The sequence below is a fragment of the Acidiphilium sp. C61 genome (genome assembly GCF_905116885.1).
Taxonomy (GTDB): Bacteria; Pseudomonadota; Alphaproteobacteria; order Acetobacterales; family Acetobacteraceae; genus Acidiphilium.
This window is the reverse complement of the sequence record NZ_CAJHNI010000005.1, coordinates 876,488-894,664: the sequence shown is the minus strand read 5'-3', so window position 1 is coordinate 894,664 and position 18,177 is coordinate 876,488. Positions and strand designations below refer to the sequence as shown.

The following is an 18,177-nucleotide window of genomic DNA, read 5'->3' as shown; positions in this document are numbered from 1 at the left end:
ATGTCGGAGACACCGATATCTGACCAGCATGCCTCGATCTGAAATCGCCCGTGAACTGCGAGGGACGACCGCATGTTGTTTTGCCTGGCACATTTCCCTTTTCGCGACGGCCGCCCTTGCGCGCGAACGAGGTTCGGTTAGAACCGGGGCGCGTCTGCACCAGTCATGGTGGTTGGAAGGGATCATGTCGTCTTGCCGAAGCCGAACAGATGGTATCACCGTGTCCAGCCGGTCCTTTGCTCGGAAATGATCGGCATATGATCGGTTCATCGCTTCGCGTCCTTTCCCTGGCGGTCGGCATTGGGGCAAGCCTGGGGCTTGCCGGTTGCTCGCGATACCTGCCAAGCGCGGGGCCTCGCACGGGGGCGATCGAATCGGCGCCGACGGCCGCGTCGTTGCACGGCATCGAACTGGTCAGGGTGAATTACGGGATCGCTGCCGACCTGCGGCAGGAGGCAAGACAGGCGCGGTTCTCGGCATCGTTTTCCGGCCCCGTGCATGCCGATCACGAGGTTGCGGCCGGGGATGTCCTGGCGATCTACATCTGGGAAGCGCCGCCGGCCGTGCTGTTCACCTCGCAGACCGCGACGGCGATGGGGCTCACGGGCGGCGGAACCGGTACCGTATCGCTGCCGCCGCAGACAGTGGACAATGCGGGCGATATCCGGGTGCCCTTCGCAGGGACGATCCATGTCGCCGGGCTGACCGTTGCGCAGATCGAGTCCCGGATCGCCGGACGGCTGGCAGGCAAGGCGAATGAGCCGCAGGTGATCGTGCGTCTCGCCAGCAACAACACGCAAGACATTACCGTTGTTGGCGACGTGCGGCGCAGCATGGAAGTGCCGGTAACCCCCGGCGGCGTGCGTCTGTTGCGGGCGCTTGCGATGGCGGGAGGAGTGTCGAGGCCGGTCAGCAAGACCTCCATCCAGCTTTCGCGGGACGGCAAGGTTGCGGTGTTGCCGCTCGAGACCATCCTCAAGGATCCTTCGGAAAACGTGCCGCTGCGTGGTGGCGACGTGGTCACCGCGTTGTACCAGCCGCTCAGCTTCACCATTCTCGGCGCCGCCGGCCGGAATGCCGAAGTCAGTTTCGAGGCGAGTGGAATCTCGCTCGCCCAGGCGATTGCAAGGTCTGGCGGCCTTAACGACAACCGGTCCAATCCGGCAGGGGTGTTCCTGTTCCGTTTTGCCAGGCCCGACGCACTCAAATGGCCGATGCCGCCGAAGACGCTGGTTCGTGGCAAGGTGCCGGTGATTTTCCAGTTCGATCTGCGCGATCCGGCGACATTCTTCGCAGCCGAAACCTTCCCCGTGCATAACGACGACCTGATTTATGTGAGCAATGCGCCGGTGGCCGATCTGCAGAAGGTCCTCAACGTGGTCAGCTCGATCGTCTATCCGTTCCAGACCCTGCAGAGCGCAGGCATCATCAAGTAGCCGCCGCTTGCATCCGGCCCGACCGTTCTGCGGCCTCGCAGCATTTGCGCGGTGGAGCCGTGGATAGAGGAATTAACGCCCAGGTCCTGGCCTAGAGCATTGATAAATACAGCATCCTTGTCCGTTCAGATGACGCCATCTGACGGGATGATGTTCTAAATCGCGTCGTGCTGCGGCACCATGAGCGCCGGGTGTTCATGTGGCGTCAGTTTACGGCCCTCGATTTCGAGTTCACCAACGCGATTATTCACCAATCGCCAGGCGGCGCTGTTGACGGCTGCGGTCAAGCCGGCCTTTCCAAAAAATGTTCCGCGAATTTGCACCGTGTGAGACAATGCGAGCAGAAAATCACGCACCAATTCGGCATCCGGGATGGTGCCATCCGACCAGAACGCATCGAGCGTGCCCTGGAAACTGATCCCGGGAATATCGAAAACGGCCTGCCCCAGCACCTTGAGAGGGCGGCCAAGCTGCAGCGCGCGAATGCCTGACGTGCTGTTAACGGTCACGACCCCGCTGGCACCGCGGATCAGATCATCGAGATTGCCACCTCGGAGGTAGTGAACGCGCCCGGAGATGCCGAGCGTGGCGGCGATCTCGCTCATCAATGTCTGCCATTGCACCAGGGCCGGATCCCATGGGTGTTCCTTGAGAACCAGCTGGGCGTCTTCCGGCGCGTGCCGGGCGAAGGATGCCAGCACCATGCGGATTGCATCCCCGACGCCGTCGAAATCCGAATAGGCGATGATCTGGAAATCGAAATTCAGTTGCAGCGGAAAAACATAATACCGCGCCCCCGAGGTCGAGATGTCTTTCACGAACAGTTCCGCCGCCTCGCGCAACCGCCTGTTGGCGTAGAGCCGAACCGCGCAGGAAGCGGTATAAAGAAGCGTATGCGGCCGCCGGTCGCTCCGCCGGTAGAACGGGTAGAGCCACCCCAGCAGCACGTTGGCGAAATTATGCAGAAGATCGCCGCAGGCCATGCGGACGCCGCCATCGGCATACTGCGCCGTCCAGTCCGGCTCCGGCAGGCCTTTCGCCAGGCGCCGGATTGCAGCCGGGTCGCGTGGAAAGTGAGACCCGCCGCTCATGCCGTCGCGTTCGAAGGTGATCCAGTCCGGCCGGAGATAGCCGAAATCGGTGACCGTCACGGTAATGCTGCGCGCTTTCGCCGCCTCGACGGCCTCGCGATGATAATATCGCTGTTCGCCGAGCAGGACGAGATCGGTAACCCTCTCGCGCTCGAAAAAGCCGGCGATGAAGTCTGGCCAGTTCTTGTATGTTCCCCGGTAATTCACCGCATCGGGACCGCGCCAGAACAGCGCATCGCCGGTGCAGAGATTGATCCGCGTCGTGCGCAGCCCCGCTTCGCGCAGACGGGTGGCAACATCCTTAAAAAAGGCGCAGGGCATGCCCTGGAGGAAAACGACGTGGCGGCCTGTCTCCGTCATGCCGCTATCTCCCTGTACCAGCCGATCGAGTGCCGCATCGCCTCTTCGTAGCCGACCCCTCCTAGAGGGGCGCCGGCGTCTCGCAGCGCTGAAATATCGTGCCCGCAGGTGCGGCCGAAAATCCGCACCAGCAGGCGGTGGAGGAGGGGTTCGCCACCGAGCAGGCGGGCGCGCCATGGCAGTTCGGCGAGCATGGCAGCGGCATCGGCCAGGTGAAACGGCAGGTTGATGACGATCCCGCGCCCCTCGATCCCCGCGCGGAGATCCCGCACGAACCGGTCCCAGCCGATCGATGCCGGATCGCGGACATTGAAGCACCTGCCGATCGTCGCGGGCGCCATCGCCGCCCAGATCACGCAGTCGATCAGGTTCTGGATGTAAAGAAAACCGCAATCCGCCCTGCCGCCATCGATGGTCAGCATCAGCCCGCGCCGGAGTTCGTCACCGATCCGGCGGATGAACTGGCTTCCCGGCCCGATCACATTGGTCGGCCGCAGGATCACTGTCGGCACGCCGAGCCTCGCCGCCTTTTCGCGCAGCACCGCCTCACCGGCGGCTTTGCTGCGGCCATACAGGAAGGCGCCGCCGGTTGCAGGGGCCCCCTCCGTCGCGGCCTCGCTGGGAAATCCATACACATCCACCGATGACAGATGCACAAGCCGCGCCGGAGTTGCCCGTTCGGCGGCAATGGCGTCGAGCAGGTTGCTGATGCCGGCGATATTCGCCGCCGCATAGGCCGGCCAGCGATCCCAGGTGTTCACGTTGGCGGCGCAATGAAAGATCGTCCCGGCACCGCGCACGGCCTGCCTGAGCCGGCCCGAGGCGGCCATGTCGCCGGTGATGATGTCCGCCGAATCGCGAAGATCGCTCCGCAATCCGGATGGATCGCGCACAAGCAACCGGGGCCGCGCGCCCATGCTGCGAAGCCGTGCGGCCAGATGACCGCCGATGAACCCGGTAGCGCCGGTGACCAGAACGGGTTCGGCGATGCTCATGCCGCCGCGCCCGTGGCGGTCTTGAAAATCTCCCTGGGCGCGGGCGCGGGCACTTCGTTCAGCAGATTGTAGCCAAGCCCGACGAACGGGTTGATGAGTCCCCAGCGCGCCCGCACCGCAACCCGGATCGGTATGACCTCCGCGCCGAGATCCTGCTTGATCGGGTAGGTGGTCAGCCCCATTTCGAGTCGCCGGACGCCGAGATCGATCGCCGTCTCGACCACTTTCTGCGCGATATACAGATAAAGATTGTCGTTTGCGGCAATGTCGCGGCCGACATAGAGCCAGCGCAGCATGTCGCCATCCACCATCAGCAGGGCGTGGCCGGTCAGCTCGCCATGCCGATAGAACAGCAATACCTTCGAGCGGGAGCCCATGATGCGCGCAAACTGGCGATAGAAAGCCGGCGTCAGCACCTCGCGCTGGAATTCCTTCGCGTTTTCGTGAACCACCATCCATTGTTGATGCAGCGTGGTGGCAAGCTCGTCGAAATCCTCGACCAGAAGATGGGTCACGCCGGCCTCGACGTTCCGGCGCAGGTGCTTTTTCAGCTTGCTGCGGAAATAGCTCCGCATCGCGCCGAGATAGGCGTCCGGGCTATTCCATGTATTTTCGATATAGGTATTGGGCAGGCTGCCGATCCAGTGATAGCCGTGCCGGCGGAAATCGGTTTCCAGGGCAAAGCTTTCCGGCTCGAAATCACGGACGACGATGAACAGCTGCCCTTCCTGCCGCGCCACCCGCATCAGCACCTCGTGTAGGGCGGCGACGATGTCCGCATCGTCGATGTCGGCGCGGCGCACGAAAGGCGGGCTGGTGATGGTGATGGGCGTGCCGCATTCGAGCATGCGCAGCTTCAGGAAATTCGGAAATATCCGGCGTATTCCGTCCAGCAGCCTGCGCAGCACCCCGGTTGCGAAGATCGCGATATCGGTGGTGACGTTATAAAAACTGCTCAGCCCTGCGGCGCGCCCCTGCTCGTCGAAGAACAGCACATACCGATATACAAAATCGTTAAGATTTGAAGCTTCGAGTACGTTCCAGAAATCGCGGCTTAACGTTTCATGTGAGCCGGCAATGAGCTCATCCCAGATTTGACCAGGAACATCTGCGATCCGTTGGTAGATTTCTGCCCTTAACCGCCGGTTCGCCACGCCCGCTCCATCATGAGTACTACCGCCTCGTAATTCTTTGTCACGTTTGCCGGCCGCAATAAAGAGGTGAACGCTCCGCCCGGCGATTCAGATCTGTCTCGTCGGCGGTGGCTTGGCATCATCCGACCAGATGGAGTCATATGATCGGATAAAGATACTCGGCTTACCAATACGATAGAGCACCACATCCGATCCGAAAGGTTCGGAAAGCGCTCTATCGCACCCCGATGAAGAGACGCAGCAAGATGCGATAGATCTCCTGAAACGGCCGAGCTGTCCCGGCATCGCGCGCCTTCCAGGAGGCAAGTTCGGCCAGTGCGTCTTCCGGCGCGATCGGCGACGTGGCACCGATATAGACGGGATAGAGGATCAGAGCGCCGGCCACGAGTTCATCGAGGCTGAGCCGGCGCGTCCGGCGCGCGATCGGCAGCCTGTCTTCCGTCAGCCCCCAGCCGGCATAGAAGGGCTGGCCATGGCAAACCACCCGCCGGCCGCGCAGCAATGCCTCGAAGCCGGCGAGGGAGGTCATCACATGAACCTCGTCCACCGAATCCAGCACGCTGTGCATCGGGGCGTCGGTAATCACCTCGTCGGCGATATCGGCGGCGCGGGCCTCCTCGGCGCCGGCGCGGCGCAGGCGGGCGACGACGTCGGGGTGAGGCTTGTAGACGAGATACGCCTCCGGCTTCGCGGCACGCACGGCTTGCAAGAGCCCGATATTCGACCTCAAGCCCGGCGCGCCGAACGCGAGGGACGCGTCGCTTTCCACCTGCCCGGGCACCAGAACCACGTCCCGCCCGCCCGGGGGCCGTCGCCATTGCGGTCCGGCGAGATTGTATTTCGTCAGCCCTGCCCGAAGCACCGTGTGTCGCAGCGCTGCGGCCCGCGCCCGCAGCGCCTCGGACATGGGGCAGGTCTCGAGCAATAGTTCGAGACCGGATGGCCGGGACGAATCGTAATAAAGGCCGTGCCGGTCGATCACCCAGGAGAGCGGCCTCGTCAGTTCGGCACCAAGCCCGACCGACCGCAGGAACCCATCCTCCAGGCGTGCGACCGGCAGATCCGCCCGCATCCCCGCCGGCGCCGGCGTCATGCCCCAGAGCAGCACGCCGCCTGAATCGGGCGCCCTGGCACAGGCGCCAACGAATCTCAGCTGCCGGCCCGGCAGGCAGCGACGCACATACCGCCATTTCCATCGTGGAAAGCCATGGACGGTAACAATCTCCGGCCAATCGGCCAGGGGCATGGCCAAGGGCGTGGGCATGGGCGTGGGCAAGGGGCCGGGCGGCTCGTTCATGCCGCAAGTCCGCGATCGAGTTGGGCAAGAAAATCGCCGACGATCCGGAAATGCTCGGCCCAGCCGGGAGCTGCATAATGGCGTAGCCGCGTCATCTGCGCGTCCCGCGCCACGCTCCCGGGCATGGCGTAATCGAGGATGCGGCGTTGCCAGGCCGGACCGTCCAGCGGGTCGAGATAGTCCGGAATATCGCCGGCCACCTCGCGGAACACCGGCAGGTCGCTCGCGATCGCCGGAACCCCAAGGGCGAGGGCTTCGGCCAGCGGCATGCCGAATCCCTCGACGAAAGAGGGAAACAGCAATGCCCGCGCCCCGGCGAGCCACGCGGCCAGCGTGTCGTCATCGCACCCGTTCAGCTCCCGGACCTTGCCGCGCAGCACAACGCAGCGCTCCAGCAGGTCGATCACCTGCTCGCACTCCCAGCCGCGCTGGCCGATGATGATGAGCGAGGGAACCGTTTCGGCGCGGTTCGTCTCCAGCATCCGGCGCCACAGATGCAGCATGGCGAGATGATTCTTGCGTGGCTCGATGGTCCCCAGCATCACGAAATAGGGAGCCTCCTCCCGCATCCTTGCCGCGGGCAGGGGCAGGGGTTCGGTTCCAAGCGGCGCGACAACGAGCGGTGGCAACTCCATGCCCCGTTCCTCGGCATGGCGGGTCAGATCGCGCGCTGTCATCTCCGAGTTGACCACCAGTCCAGCCCCGGTCGCGAGCATGGTGGAAAGCCGGATTTCATGGCGGGCAGTTTCGCCGGCCCGGCAATATTCGGGGTGGGTGATCGGGATCAGGTCGTGGAGGAAGTAGATTGGCCGTAGCCCCAGGCGCCTGACCATGGCGCCATAGCTTGGCTCGTCCAGTCCGCTATGGCCGGTGTTGAACAGAATCGATCCCGATCTGATCCGGCGCGGGGCGACAAAATGCGTTGCGACGAGGGTGCGCACCAATCGCGCCGCCGTCTCGGTCTCACCGCACAGGGCGTCGAACAGGCGCTGCGCCGCCTGGCCGCGGATCTGCACCCAGCGCCCCCGATGGCGGACCAGAGCTGCCGCACCGGTCCCGAATTGTCGCAAGTAGGCGAGGCTGACCCGGTCTATCCCTGTCGGCCGCTTGCCGTCGATCAGCCGGCCGGCAAGCCGGGTGACATCGAACAACAACTCGGCCTGTCCGCTATCTGACGCCCCGCGCCGCATGATTTCAGCCTGTCCCATCGATCGCGCCTCTACCATGCCCGACGCGGCAAACGCCAATCCGCCCGTATCTCCGTCTGCGCTGCCGATAGCCGGCCGCATTCGGGTATCACGAAACGATAACACGGATGCGCTTGATCGGGGCTGCCCGGTTGATGCCTCCTACGCCCGGTGAAATCGCAACCCGGAGTATCCGATGCCGATCCCGACCCTGACCCGAACCGGCGTTTCGCGCCGCACCGCGCTGGCCGGCTCGGCCGCTCTGGCGACCGTGGCGGCCACGCGCCCCGCCCGCGCCAGCGGTGTCGTCACCGTCTATTCCGCCGATGGCCTCAAGGACGGCAAACCCAACTGGTTCGACACCGTCTTCGCCGCCTTCACGCAAAAGACCGGCATCGCGGTCCGGTATGTCGAGGCTGGCTCGGGCGTGGTGGTCAACCGTGTGCTCGCCGAACGGTCCAATCCGCAGGCCGATGTGCTGGTGACCCTGCCGCCCTTCATGCAGAAGGCGGCATCTCTCGGCGTGCTGGCGCCGATGAAGCCCTCGTCTCTCCCTGTCATTCCGGCTTCCACCCGCAGCGCACGCGATCTCTGGTTCCCGCTGGTCAACAACTATGCATGCTGGATCTACAACACGGCCGAACTCAAGGCGCCGCCGGCAAGCTACGCCGCGCTGCTCGCGCCGGGCCTGAAAAATCGCCTCCAGTATTCAACCCCTGGCCAGGCCGGCGACGGTACCGCGGTGATGCTTGAGATCATCGAGGCGATGGGCGGCGCGGATCAGGGGTTTGCCTATCTGCACAAGCTCCAGGCCAACAACCTTGGACCATCGGCTTCCACCGGGCGCCTTGCCGGGCTCGTCGACAAGGGCGAGATCCTCGTGGCGAATGGCGATGTGCAGATGAATTTCGCCCAGATGCGGCAATACCCCCATCTCGGCATTTTCTTCCCGGCGCATGACGGCCGCCGCATCACCATGCCGATCCCCTACGACATCGCGCTGGTGAAGAATGCGCCGCATGCCGCAGCCGCTGGCAGGCTGATCGATTTCCTGCTGGGCCGCGAGGCGCAGGATTCCGTCTATGACATCGCCCGCGGCTTCCCGGTGCGGACCGATGTTCCGGCGCGCGGCAAGACGGCGGAAGCGCTTGCCGGCATCATGCACGGTGTCGATGTCTGGTCGCCGGACTGGACCAGGGTGCTGGGCGGGCTCGACGCGAATATCACAAGCTGGCATCGCGTCACCGGCAGCTGAGGCCGATGGCGATCTGTCATTTGGCGTCCGCCGCGCACGTGATCCATCGAATGGCACCCGACGGTGCGCGACGCTGACGCCGCCAACACGCTGACAGACGCCATCGCCCTCGATACCGTCACAGTGCGGTATCGCGGGGCGGTCGCGCTCGATCGCGTCTCGCTATCCGTCGCGCCGGGTGAAATCCGGGTGCTGCTCGGCCCCTCGGGCTCGGGCAAATCGACCATCCTGCGCGCGATCGCGGGGTTCGTTCCCCTGGCATCCGGGCGGATCCTGCTGGCCGGGCGGGACGTCACCGCGCTGCCGCCGCACGCGAGGGGGCTGGGCATGGTCGTGCAGAACTACGCGCTGTTTCCCCATCTGACGGTCGCCGCGAATGTCGGTTTCGGCCTCAGTGCCCGCCGCCTGCCGAAGCGGGAGATCGCCGAGCGTGTCGCCGACTGTCTCGGTCTTGTCGGCATGTCCGCCTTTATCGGCCGTTATCCACGCGAACTTTCGGGCGGCCAGCAGCAGCGTGTCGCAATTGCCCGCGCGCTGGCGATCCGCCCGCCGGTCCTGCTGCTCGACGAACCGCTCTCCGCCCTCGATGCCCCGCTGCGGGCCGGGCTTCTGGAAGAACTTCGCAGCCTCCACGCCCGATTGCCGGAACTGGCCATCGTCTATGTCACGCACGATCAGAGCGAGGCCATCGCGCTTGGCCACCAGATCGCGCTGATGCGCGACGGGCGCATTGCCGCATCCGGCACGCTGCGCGGCCTCTACGAAACGCCAGAGCATCGCTACGCCGCCGAATTTTTCGGACAGGCGAATCTCCTGCCGATCAGGATCGAAACCGCCCTGCATGACAGCGCCGAGGTTAGTTTCGAGGGGCAACGCCTGACGGTCATGGGCGCGTCGGGACATGCGATCGCGCGCCCTCTGCTCTGTGTGCGGCCGCATGCGCTCGATATCGACGCAACCGGTTCGAACCGCATCGCGGCGCGGATCGTCGGCGTGCAGTGGATGGGCGCGGTCCAGCGCGTGCAGGCCGTGGCGGGCGCGCATCTTCTCAGGATCGATCTGCCGGCCGGGCGGGAGGCGCCGGCAATCGGCGCCGATGTCACGGTCGGTTTCGCCCCCGACCGGGCCTGCCTGGTCGCCGATACATGAACCGGAGGAGGCGATGTCCGGCGTGAGGTGGCTTCATGTTGCGCGATTGGCGCCGGTTCTCGGCGTGTTGTCCATCACGTTGCTCTATCCGCTCGGGCTGATGATCATCGCCGCCTTCCGGGGGCCGCAAGGATGGAGCCTCGCGCCGGCAACGCGGATCATCGCCTCCCCGGTCTTTGCCGGCGCCCTTGGCCACACGTTGCAGATCGCCCTGACCTCGACGGTCCTGTGTCTTCTGCTCGGATTCGTTCTGGCGTTGCTCCTCAATCTCGCGCCGTTCCACGGTGCCGCGTCTGTCGGCCGGGTGGTCGATGCCTATCTCTCGTTCCCGTCCTTTCTCATCGCGCTCGCGCTGACGTTTCTCTACGGAAACGCCGGCTTGATCACCGCGCTGCTGGAGCCGCTGCTGGGCAACCCGCACCGGGCGGCGAGTTTTCTCTACGGGTTCTGGGGTGTGGTCCTGGCTGAGGTGACATTCTATACGCCCTTTGTCTTGCGCCCTGTGCTTGCCGGGTTCCAGTCGCTCGATCCCGCCTTGCTCGAAATGGCGAGCAGTCTCGGGGAAACCCCGGCGGGCGTGATCCGTCGCGTTGTCATCCCCGCGCTGCTGCCCGCCCTGCTGGCCGGCGGCGGGCTTTGCCTGCTGCTGACATTGAATGAATTCGGCATCATGCTGGTGATGGGCGCCAAGAATGTCATCACCCTGCCGTTGCTGATCTATGGCAAGGCGGTGCAGCAATTCAACTATGCGGGTGCGAGCGTGATCGCGGTTTGCGACAGTGTGATTTCGCTTGCCGTCTTCGCGCTCTACCGTCTTGCTCTTACCCGGCTCGGTGCCTGGCTGGCCGCATGAGCATGCTGGTATTCAAACCGACGACAAGACGAATCGCGCTTGTTACCACGGCCACGCTGTTCTTCCTGATCTTCGGCCTGCCATTGCTCCTGCTGCTACTGGCCGCCTTTACCCGGCAATGGAACGGGGTGCTGCCGTCCAGTCTCACGCTCCATCACGCGCGCGCCCTGGCGGCGGGAGATCAGGGGGCGGCACTGCTGCACAGTGTCGCAACGGGAGTGGCCGCCTCGTTCATTGCCCTTCTGTTCGGAGGCGGTGGGGCGTTGGTCGTGCGTGGCTGCCCACCCTCCCTCCGCCGCGGGCTCGACATGCTCTATTTCCTGCCGGTCGCGCTGCCGTCCTCGACCATCGGTCTTGCCATGCTGATCGCCTTCAGCCGCAAGCCGTTCCTGCTCAACGGAACCGTGCTCCTGGTCATCCTTGCCCATGTCGTCCTGGTCATGGCCTATGCCTATGCGACGATCAGCGCGGGCCTCGATCGACTGCCGCACAGCCTCGAAGAGATTGCCGGTTCGCTTGGCGCATCGCCGCCCCGGGTTCTGCTCACGATCACGCTGCCGCTGCTTCTGCCGCAGATCCTTGCTGCACTTTCGCTCGGCTTCGCCCTTTCGATGGGCGAACTCGGCGCATCGATCATGCTCTATCCACCGCAATGGGTGACAGCGCCGGTCGAGGTCTTCGCCCTGACCGATCGCGGGGATATCTACGCGGGCGCCGCTCTGGGTGCCGCTCTGTTGGCCTGCGCGTTTTTCGTTCTGACGCTGCTCAATCGTCGTACGTCATGGCACGGTGAGTTCCAGCCATGACGCATGATTGCTTTCCGGATCCTGCCGGATCCGGAAAGCCCTTGCCGCGCCGTCTTTACGGGCGGATCGACGCTACGGAGACGCTGTTCTGAATGATGGAGTTTGCACCGGCATTCTGTGCAGCCATCAGAACGCCGCTAGTCCCGTTAAAGGACTGGTCCATCGACACCCCGTTCGTCTGGTCAATCGAAGACGCGTAATTGCCGCTCACCGATGCCTGGTTGAACGATGCCGCCGCGGTCATGGCAAGCATCTGGGTGTTGGCCTTCTGCATGTCGATGGAGCTGACCGACGTTGCGTTCTGCACGATCGAATTCGATCCGGTGTTTTGTGCAATGCTCAACACGCCGGTGGAGTGATCCATGCTGTTCTGCACTGTCGAGGTTGTGGGTGTGTCGATGCTGTAGGACGTATTTCGCCGGGCATGCGCCGAATTCCGTGCGCTTGCCGCGGCCGTCGCGGCGCCGATCGATCCCTTGGTTTGAAGCGCCGCCACGGTCGTTGCTGTCTGGACCGTGCTGTTCGCACCACCGTTCTGGTTGATGGAGAAGATACCGACATCGTTGTTGAACGACTGGCTGACGGTGGCAAAGGGATCGCTGCCCTGTGCGGTCAGGCCGTAACTGGCCGGCGTCCCTCCGCTTTGAGTATTCGAACCCGTTCCGGTCCCCGATCCGGTTCCGCCGCCGGTTCCCGTGCCGGTCCCCGACCCGGTTCCGCCGCTGGAACCCGTGCCGGTCCCCGACCCGGTTCCGCCGCCGGTTCCCGTGCCGGTCCCCGACCCGGTTCCGCCGCTGGAACCCGTGCCGGTCCCCGACCCGGTCCCGCCGCTGGAACCCGTGCCGGTTCCCGTGCCGGTCCCCGATCCGGTCCCGCCACTGGAGCCCGTGCCGGTCCCTGACCCGGTTCCGCCGCCGGTTCCCGTGCCGGTCCCCGATCCGGTTCCGCCACTGGAACCAGTACCGGTCCCTGAACCGCCATTATTTCCCGGCTGCCCGCCGGAGGATGCCGGGTTTGCCTGTCCATATCCGGGGTAATCGTGATTGCCGGCTGCAATCGCCATGTTGCTGGCCGCGCCGATCACCACCCCATGCCCGCCGATCGTCGGCCCGACGCAGATCCCGCAGGACGCAATATACGCGAGCGAGACCGAATTCTGCAGCACGCTGTTCGCGCCCGCATTCTGGCTGCTGGTTCCAATCCCCGCGCTCTCGTTGAACGATCGGCTCGACACAGCAGAGGCGATGAAATGCCACTGTCCGGCGATATTGACGCCACCATCATTCGAGAAATTATGGATCAAGCGCGCATTATTCTGAGATGCGGCAAGACTTATATAATTCTCGATCGACTGATTCCCGGCGTGCGCAGCCACGCTGAAAATCAAGGCCGACGATATCCCAAATAGAATTCTTGTTTTTTGTTTCATTGTTTGCCTCGCCCTGTCTTGATCTGCACTCGGCAGATACGGATAAAAATTGAGATTTCTGTTCTAAAATTTCCCTAAGCAATTTTGATGCCATCTCGATAATTAAACAACATATTGATTTAAGTTAATTTTCAGCGGGAAGGCTGGTGTTTCCTGGCGCCGCGTATGGTGAAATTCGACACCATTGCGGCGTCACGACAACGTAACACAACTTTCGATTGTGTTATTTTCCGGATGTTTCGGGAAAGTTATATTCCTAAAAAAATATGAAAATACGTCCGAATTCTACTCAAAGTTATCTCTTAATTTGTCACACACGTATAAAATGTGTTGCGTCATCAGTGACGCGTAATTATTAAGACGAGGACAGGATTAAACATAAATTTTGGGACCGGAGAATCTTTTTAATGATACGCACGGGATACTCTGAGAGATCTCCGGCCGCTGCCTATCGTGGGTCCTTTCCCTCCAGCACGAGCGGGCGCAGCGATGTGCAGAGAGAAATCGACGAGGCCAAGATCGCCGCGGTGCTCCAGTCTGGCTCCGAGCGGTGCATCGTCGGCGACAGCCCGCAAATTCGCACGATATTCAACCTGATCCGCAAATATGCGTCGAGCGATGCGCCGGTTCTGATCACCGGCGAGACAGGGACCGGCAAGGAGCTGATCGCGCACGCGATCCACGATCGCTCACCGCGGGCACACGGTCCGTTTCGTGTGATCAACTGCGCCGCGATCCCGCCGACGCTGATCGCGTCGGAACTGTTCGGCTATGAAAAGGGTGCGTTCACCGGCGCGGTGAGCCGCAAGAAAGGCATTATCGAGGCGGCGCAGGGCGGCACGCTGTTTCTCGACGAGGTTGGTCATCTGCCGGCGGACATGCAGGGATATCTCCTGCGCGTTCTTCAGGAAAAGACGATCCAGCTGGTCGGCGGGGTCGATCAGATCCCGGTTGATGTACGAATCGTCTCGGCGACCAATGTGGATTTCGCCAGCCTGATCGAAGCGGGCACGTTCCGAAGCGATCTTTTCTTCCGCCTCAAGGTGCTGACGATCCACAGCCCGCCGCTGCGTGAGCGTGGGCATGACATCCTCACGCTCGCGCTATTTTTCCTGCGCAAGTTTGCCGCGGAAATGGGGCGGGACGAGATGAATTTCACCGAGGCGGCGCAGCGTCGCCTCCTGTCCTACGGCTGGCCCGGCAACATTCGCGAATTGATGGCTGCGATCCAGCGGGCGGTTGTGGTCTGCGACGATGACGTGATCGATGTCGGTGATCTGGAGGACGGCTTCGTTCCGGATCTGGTCGCGGCACCCGCGCCCATCCAGCCGCCGAGCCCGGCAAATGACACGGTGCGGCGGCCTCGTGCGGATCGACGCCGTTCAAATACCGAGCGGCGCAGCGAGCTGGTCGACATGATCCGCCGCTGCGGCGGCAACCTGACCGAAGCTGCAGAGAATCTCGGCATTTCCAGAATGACGATCTACCGCCTGATCGAGAGGTTCAAGCTCGATCAGACAATCCAGGACATTCGTAACGAATGCCGCCAGTACGATCATGACTGTTACGCCGACCCGACACCAAAGACGTAACTCAATACGTAACATTCCAGCCAAGATAATTGTATTCACGTTTAAATATACTTTAAAAAATCTAAAAATCATTGAAAACAAATAAAATAAAAAAGCAAATAAACTTGGCACGATGGTTGCTAGATAAAAAATACAGGCTGAATGAAAAATCAGTTTGTAATGAATGTAACAAGGGCTTCGTCAAAGAAAATGGCGTGGCCAACCCTTAGGGAAGTGGAGATTATTGTCATGCGTAAAATTCTTCTGATGGGCGCGGCCCTTTCCATCATTGCAGCGACCCCGGTTATTGCTTTCGCCCGCAATGGTGACGATGGCGGCTCGGGTCATAACGGCAAGAATGGTGGTCATTCCACCAAGTCGATGACCATCGATGCGTATGTTGCCCTGGCCGCCGCCGGCAATTCCGGCAACGTTGCCGGCAACGAAGCCAACATGCACCGCCAGACCAGCTCGGCCAATCTGAGCAATTCCTACAACTCGGGCACCAAGGGTGTCTCGAACCAGGCTCAGAACGCGGGTGCCAACAGCCAGCTGCAGAACACCTTGGCCCTTGCTTATGTTCACAACCCGTCGAACCGGAGCCACACGATTGGTGGCGGCCTTGCGGTTGCGCTCGCCGGCAATAACGGTGGCGTGATGGGCAACGAGGACGAGGTTGGCCCGCGCAGCGGCTGGGACAATGACGACGGCACGGTGACCCAGTCCGCCACGGTCAGCAACTCGTACCAGGGCTTCAATGGCGTCGGCCAGCTGAACCAGAATGCCGGCAACAACAGCCTGCTGCAGAACTCCGCGGCTGTTGCGGCGGTTAGCCCGATCAACGGCACCGAAGGCACGCTGGCCGGCTCGCTCGCCGCTTCGGGCAACATCGGCTACGTTGCGGGCAATTATGCCCGTGAACACAGCAGCAACGCGTCGTCGACGATCGATAATGGTTCGTTCAACAACGCCAATGGCGTGATCAACGTCAACCAGAACTCCGGCGCGAACAGCCTGATGCAGAACTCGACCGCTGTCGGCACGGTGAAGCTGACCGCCGCGAGCAGCAACACGCTGGCCGGTGCGGTTGCCGTCGCGGTGCAGGGTGGCGGCGTCTATTGCAACACCGCGAACCTCGCGAACGGTTCGGCGAAGGTGAACATGGACAGCTCCTTCAACGGTGCGCAGGGCGTGCTCCAGGCCTCGCAGAATGCCGGCGCCAACAGCCTGATCCAGAACTCCGTTTCGGTGGCTGCGGTTCGCTAATACCGCCTGTCAGCCTGGCGTGCACACCCTGCGGGTGTGCACGCATTTTCCTCAGGAGCGGCGTCCATGGCAAAAACAATCAAAGCATTTTGCATCATCTCGATGGCGGTGTTCGCACTTCCGGTTGCCGGATATGCAGCTGGCGGCGGCAATCTGTTCGGCACCCCGGTGTCCACCTCGGCGCTGGCGGCCTCGCATGGTCGGGACATTCCGGCGAGCCAGCTTTCGGCAACGTCCTTCGGTAACACCGCGTCCGGCACCACCGGCACGATTTCCAACACGAATTCGGTTTCCGGCAATCAGGGGCTGACCACGGTCATCCAGAATACCGGCAACAACGCGCTGTTCCAGACCTCGACGGTCGTGAACATCACGCTCAATCACTGAGCTGCAGTCGGGGGCGATCGGCGATGTCAGGGACGTTTGTCAGGTTTGCCGGAACCGTGGCGTTGATTGCGGCGTCCTGCCTTGCATCCGTGCAGGCCAGGGCTGATGCCTTGCAGTTTGCCCTGCCCAACACCGCGATCAGCGGCACACATATGCAAGTGCGCAGCTGGCAGGACATGAAATTCACCAGCACGGTGCATCAGAAATACGATTTTTCCTGCGGCTCTGCGGCGCTCGCGACATTGCTGACTTATGTCTATGACGTGCCGGTCACCGAGGAATCGGTTTTCAAAAGCATGTATCGGCATGGCGACCAGGCGAAGATCCGCCGGCTCGGCTTTTCCCTGCTCGACATGAAAAACTATCTCGCAAGGCATCACATTCCATCGAACGGGTTCAAGGCAAGCCTTGCGAAATTGAGCCAGATTCGGGTGCCGGCGATCGTTCTGATCGACTATCACGGCTACCATCATTTCGTTCTCGTCCGCGGGGTGAGCAACGGCGAAGTACTGATCTCCGATCCCAGCCTTGGCCTGCGGGCAGAACCGGTCGCCACCTTCGCGAAACAGTGGAGTGGCATTTTCTTTGCCATCACCTCCGATCTGTCGCAGGCGAGGCTCGCCTTTAATAATCCGACGGTCTGGCAGGCTGTGCCGCAGCCGCCGGTCTCCCTGGCTCACTTCCAGCTTCGCGATCTCGGACTGCCGGCCAATGGCTGGCAGCTGCAAAATACATTCTAGGGAAATGGTGCGCGTCATGTCACGCTCGATGCTGATCATGCTTCTGGGTACCGCCAGTCTCCTGCCTCTCGCTCCCGGCCGGGCATCGGCCGCGGACAGTCCGCACGGCGGGGTCTCGCCGGGTATTGCCGCTTCCACCAGCGCCGCCGCTTTTCCCTCGCGCGGCATGGCCATTGTGCCGGATACGGCGCTTGCCGGCATGCGCGGCGGGTTTTCGCTGCCCAATGATCGCGGCATCGGGATCGATTTCGGCTTTTCGATCCAGACGCTGGTCAACGGCCAAGCTGTGCAGACCCTTTCAGGCGACATCAATCACCTGACCCAGCAGATTTCGCCGGCCTTCCGCCAGGTTGCGCCCGACACCGTCAGCAGCGCCCTGAACGGGCAGAGTTTCTCCGCCACGTCCCAGACCCCGCTGCCGGTTTCCTCGTTCAGCGATGTCAGGAATAAGGCCAACCCGTCCGGCGTGATCAATACGCAGAGTTCGACGCCGACGGGCACGACCTTCACCAGCCTCGTTCCGCAGGCGGGCGGCAACGGCGGTGGGGTATCGGGTCAGCAGCTTTATACGACGATTGCCAATACGGTCGGCTCCGCTGGAATGTCGACGCTGATCCAGAACCCGGTGAATGGCCAGATCATCCAGCAAACCCGCACGCTCAACATCGACATCAGCGGGATGCAGACCCAACTCGTGAACGCTGCCCAGTCCAACCATGTGATACAGTCCCTGTTGCCACGGTGAGATGGAATTCGATGATGCAAAAAATGCATAGAGACGTGAGTCCACTCTGCCGAGCACCGGGCAATTCGCTTTTCTTGCGCCTCCTGCTCGGCCTGGCGGTCGCCCTCGGCGCGCTTGCCCCCGGGCTTGCGCGGGCGCAGGGGATCGATCGGATAGGGCGGCCCGCCGATCATGTCGAGCTCGTCACCATCCAGAAGATCGGCCTGCCGCTGTCACCGCTCTCGGTTCAGCAGATGTCCTCGGCCACGGCGCAAGGTATTCCGTCGGTCGCTCCGTCGCTCTCGCCGCAATCGAAGGGTGGCAACGCCGTCCTCCTTTGGGACGAAGTGGGGCCCGGTCGGATATCCGCACCGAATCCCGCATCTTCTGGCAATGTCAGCCTGAATATTGTCCACTGAATTCCGGCGCCGGAGGCGACGGGAGTGCGAGCGAATGCGTTCGCTGCTCAACGATAAC

18 protein-coding genes are annotated in these 18,177 nt (G+C 62.6%); 12 read left to right on the top strand and 6 right to left on the bottom strand.

Annotation, left to right across the window (positions count from 1 at the left end):
• Positions 1-116: 116 nt before the first annotated feature.
• Entirely contained in the window at positions 117-1,436 is a 1,320-nt protein-coding gene (locus tag HUW10_RS07020; protein WP_201712594.1) for a polysaccharide biosynthesis/export family protein, read from the top strand.
• Between the two features lie 155 nt (positions 1,437-1,591).
• Here HUW10_RS07020 and HUW10_RS07015 read toward each other — a convergent pair whose 3' ends face one another.
• Positions 1,592-2,734 (bottom strand): capsule biosynthesis protein, encoded by a 1,143-nt coding sequence (locus HUW10_RS07015; RefSeq protein WP_236656504.1) that lies wholly within the window; start codon positions 2,732-2,734, stop codon positions 1,592-1,594.
• On the opposite strand from HUW10_RS07015, the gene HUW10_RS07010 reads away from it, so the two are divergent.
• Positions 2,627-2,938, top strand: a complete 312-nt coding sequence (locus HUW10_RS07010; RefSeq protein WP_174502136.1) for a hypothetical protein — start codon at positions 2,627-2,629, stop codon at positions 2,936-2,938. The genes HUW10_RS07015 and HUW10_RS07010 overlap by 108 nt on opposite strands.
• Here the strand turns inward: HUW10_RS07010 and HUW10_RS07005 are convergent.
• The 4 genes from HUW10_RS07005 to HUW10_RS06990 all read right to left on the bottom strand — a co-directional run bounded on the left by HUW10_RS07005 (position 2,884) and on the right by HUW10_RS06990 (position 7,541).
• The gene (locus HUW10_RS07005) at positions 2,884-3,882 is read right to left on the bottom strand and encodes an NAD(P)-dependent oxidoreductase (protein WP_174502839.1); all 999 of its coding nucleotides are present in this window, start codon (positions 3,880-3,882) and stop codon (positions 2,884-2,886) included. The two genes, HUW10_RS07010 and HUW10_RS07005, sit on opposite strands and share 55 nt — an antisense overlap.
• The gene (locus tag HUW10_RS07000; protein WP_174502838.1) at positions 3,879-4,877 is read right to left on the bottom strand and encodes a GNAT family N-acetyltransferase; all 999 of its coding nucleotides are present in this window, start codon (positions 4,875-4,877) and stop codon (positions 3,879-3,881) included. The genes HUW10_RS07005 and HUW10_RS07000 overlap by 4 nt, the downstream gene beginning before the upstream one ends.
• 373 nt (positions 4,878-5,250) lie before the next feature.
• Positions 5,251-6,333, bottom strand: coding sequence for a hypothetical protein (locus tag HUW10_RS06995; protein WP_201712593.1), 1,083 nt, complete (start codon positions 6,331-6,333; stop codon positions 5,251-5,253).
• Positions 6,330-7,541: a glycosyltransferase family 1 protein gene (locus HUW10_RS06990; RefSeq protein ID WP_236656267.1), complete on the bottom strand. Its 1,212-nt coding sequence runs from the start codon at positions 7,539-7,541 to the stop codon at positions 6,330-6,332. The genes HUW10_RS06995 and HUW10_RS06990 overlap by 4 nt, the downstream gene beginning before the upstream one ends.
• Before the next feature lie 175 nt (positions 7,542-7,716).
• Here HUW10_RS06990 and HUW10_RS06985 point away from each other — a divergent pair, with 175 nt between their 5' ends.
• The 4 genes from HUW10_RS06985 to HUW10_RS06970 all read left to right on the top strand — a co-directional run bounded on the left by HUW10_RS06985 (position 7,717) and on the right by HUW10_RS06970 (position 11,583).
• On the top strand, positions 7,717-8,775 hold the full coding sequence (locus tag HUW10_RS06985) for a 2-aminoethylphosphonate ABC transporter substrate-binding protein (RefSeq protein WP_174502837.1): 1,059 nt from the start codon (positions 7,717-7,719) through the stop codon (positions 8,773-8,775).
• 63 nt (positions 8,776-8,838) lie between these two features.
• Positions 8,839-9,924 (top strand): ABC transporter ATP-binding protein, encoded by a 1,086-nt coding sequence (locus tag HUW10_RS06980; RefSeq protein WP_201712591.1) that lies wholly within the window; start codon positions 8,839-8,841, stop codon positions 9,922-9,924.
• Positions 9,925-9,946: 22 nt separating this feature from the next.
• Positions 9,947-10,777: a 2-aminoethylphosphonate ABC transporter permease subunit gene (locus HUW10_RS06975; protein ID WP_174502836.1), complete on the top strand. Its 831-nt coding sequence runs from the start codon at positions 9,947-9,949 to the stop codon at positions 10,775-10,777.
• Positions 10,774-11,583: an iron ABC transporter permease gene (locus HUW10_RS06970; RefSeq protein WP_201712590.1), complete on the top strand. Its 810-nt coding sequence runs from the start codon at positions 10,774-10,776 to the stop codon at positions 11,581-11,583. Before HUW10_RS06975 ends, HUW10_RS06970 begins: the two co-directional genes overlap by 4 nt.
• A gap of 55 nt (positions 11,584-11,638) precedes the next feature.
• Here HUW10_RS06970 and HUW10_RS06965 read toward each other — a convergent pair whose 3' ends face one another.
• Positions 11,639-13,012 (bottom strand): hypothetical protein, encoded by a 1,374-nt coding sequence (locus HUW10_RS06965; protein WP_201712589.1) that lies wholly within the window; start codon positions 13,010-13,012, stop codon positions 11,639-11,641.
• A gap of 491 nt (positions 13,013-13,503) precedes the next feature.
• Between HUW10_RS06965 and HUW10_RS06960 the strand changes: the two genes are divergently transcribed.
• The 6 genes from HUW10_RS06960 to HUW10_RS06935 all read left to right on the top strand — a co-directional run bounded on the left by HUW10_RS06960 (position 13,504) and on the right by HUW10_RS06935 (position 18,119).
• Positions 13,504-14,604, top strand: coding sequence for a sigma-54-dependent Fis family transcriptional regulator (locus tag HUW10_RS06960; protein WP_236656265.1), 1,101 nt, complete (start codon positions 13,504-13,506; stop codon positions 14,602-14,604).
• Between the two features lie 228 nt (positions 14,605-14,832).
• Positions 14,833-15,849: a hypothetical protein gene (locus HUW10_RS06955; RefSeq protein WP_174502835.1), complete on the top strand. Its 1,017-nt coding sequence runs from the start codon at positions 14,833-14,835 to the stop codon at positions 15,847-15,849.
• 66 nt (positions 15,850-15,915) lie between these two features.
• The gene (locus HUW10_RS06950) at positions 15,916-16,236 is read left to right on the top strand and encodes a hypothetical protein (RefSeq protein ID WP_174502834.1); all 321 of its coding nucleotides are present in this window, start codon (positions 15,916-15,918) and stop codon (positions 16,234-16,236) included.
• Between the two features lie 110 nt (positions 16,237-16,346).
• The gene (locus HUW10_RS06945; RefSeq protein ID WP_236656264.1) at positions 16,347-16,976 is read left to right on the top strand and encodes a C39 family peptidase; all 630 of its coding nucleotides are present in this window, start codon (positions 16,347-16,349) and stop codon (positions 16,974-16,976) included.
• 4 nt (positions 16,977-16,980) lie between these two features.
• Entirely contained in the window at positions 16,981-17,721 is a 741-nt protein-coding gene (locus HUW10_RS06940; RefSeq protein WP_174502832.1) for a hypothetical protein, read from the top strand.
• 74 nt (positions 17,722-17,795) lie between these two features.
• A complete protein-coding gene (locus HUW10_RS06935) occupies positions 17,796-18,119 on the top strand; it encodes a hypothetical protein (protein ID WP_174502831.1) in 324 nt (107 codons plus the stop codon).
• Positions 18,120-18,177 lie beyond the last annotated feature (58 nt).

Excerpts from the sequence above, each read along its gene's own strand:
- HUW10_RS07010 (WP_174502136.1), top strand. The coding sequence starts at position 2,627 with ATGATAATATCGCTGTTCGCCGAGCAGGACGAGATCGGTAACCCTCTC.
- HUW10_RS07005 (WP_174502839.1), bottom strand. The coding sequence starts at position 3,882 with ATGAGCATCGCCGAACCCGTTCTGGTCACCGGCGCTACCGGGTTCATC.
- HUW10_RS06995 (WP_201712593.1), bottom strand. The coding sequence starts at position 6,333 with ATGAACGAGCCGCCCGGCCCCTTGCCCACGCCCATGCCCACGCCCTTG.
- HUW10_RS06990 (WP_236656267.1), bottom strand. The coding sequence starts at position 7,541 with ATGGGACAGGCTGAAATCATGCGGCGCGGGGCGTCAGATAGCGGACAG.
- HUW10_RS06985 (WP_174502837.1), top strand. The coding sequence starts at position 7,717 with ATGCCGATCCCGACCCTGACCCGAACCGGCGTTTCGCGCCGCACCGCG.
- HUW10_RS06970 (WP_201712590.1), top strand. The coding sequence starts at position 10,774 with ATGAGCATGCTGGTATTCAAACCGACGACAAGACGAATCGCGCTTGTT.
- HUW10_RS06965 (WP_201712589.1), bottom strand. The coding sequence starts at position 13,012 with ATGAAACAAAAAACAAGAATTCTATTTGGGATATCGTCGGCCTTGATT.
- HUW10_RS06955 (WP_174502835.1), top strand. The coding sequence starts at position 14,833 with ATGCGTAAAATTCTTCTGATGGGCGCGGCCCTTTCCATCATTGCAGCG.
- HUW10_RS06950 (WP_174502834.1), top strand. The coding sequence starts at position 15,916 with ATGGCAAAAACAATCAAAGCATTTTGCATCATCTCGATGGCGGTGTTC.
- HUW10_RS06940 (WP_174502832.1), top strand. The coding sequence starts at position 16,981 with ATGGTGCGCGTCATGTCACGCTCGATGCTGATCATGCTTCTGGGTACC.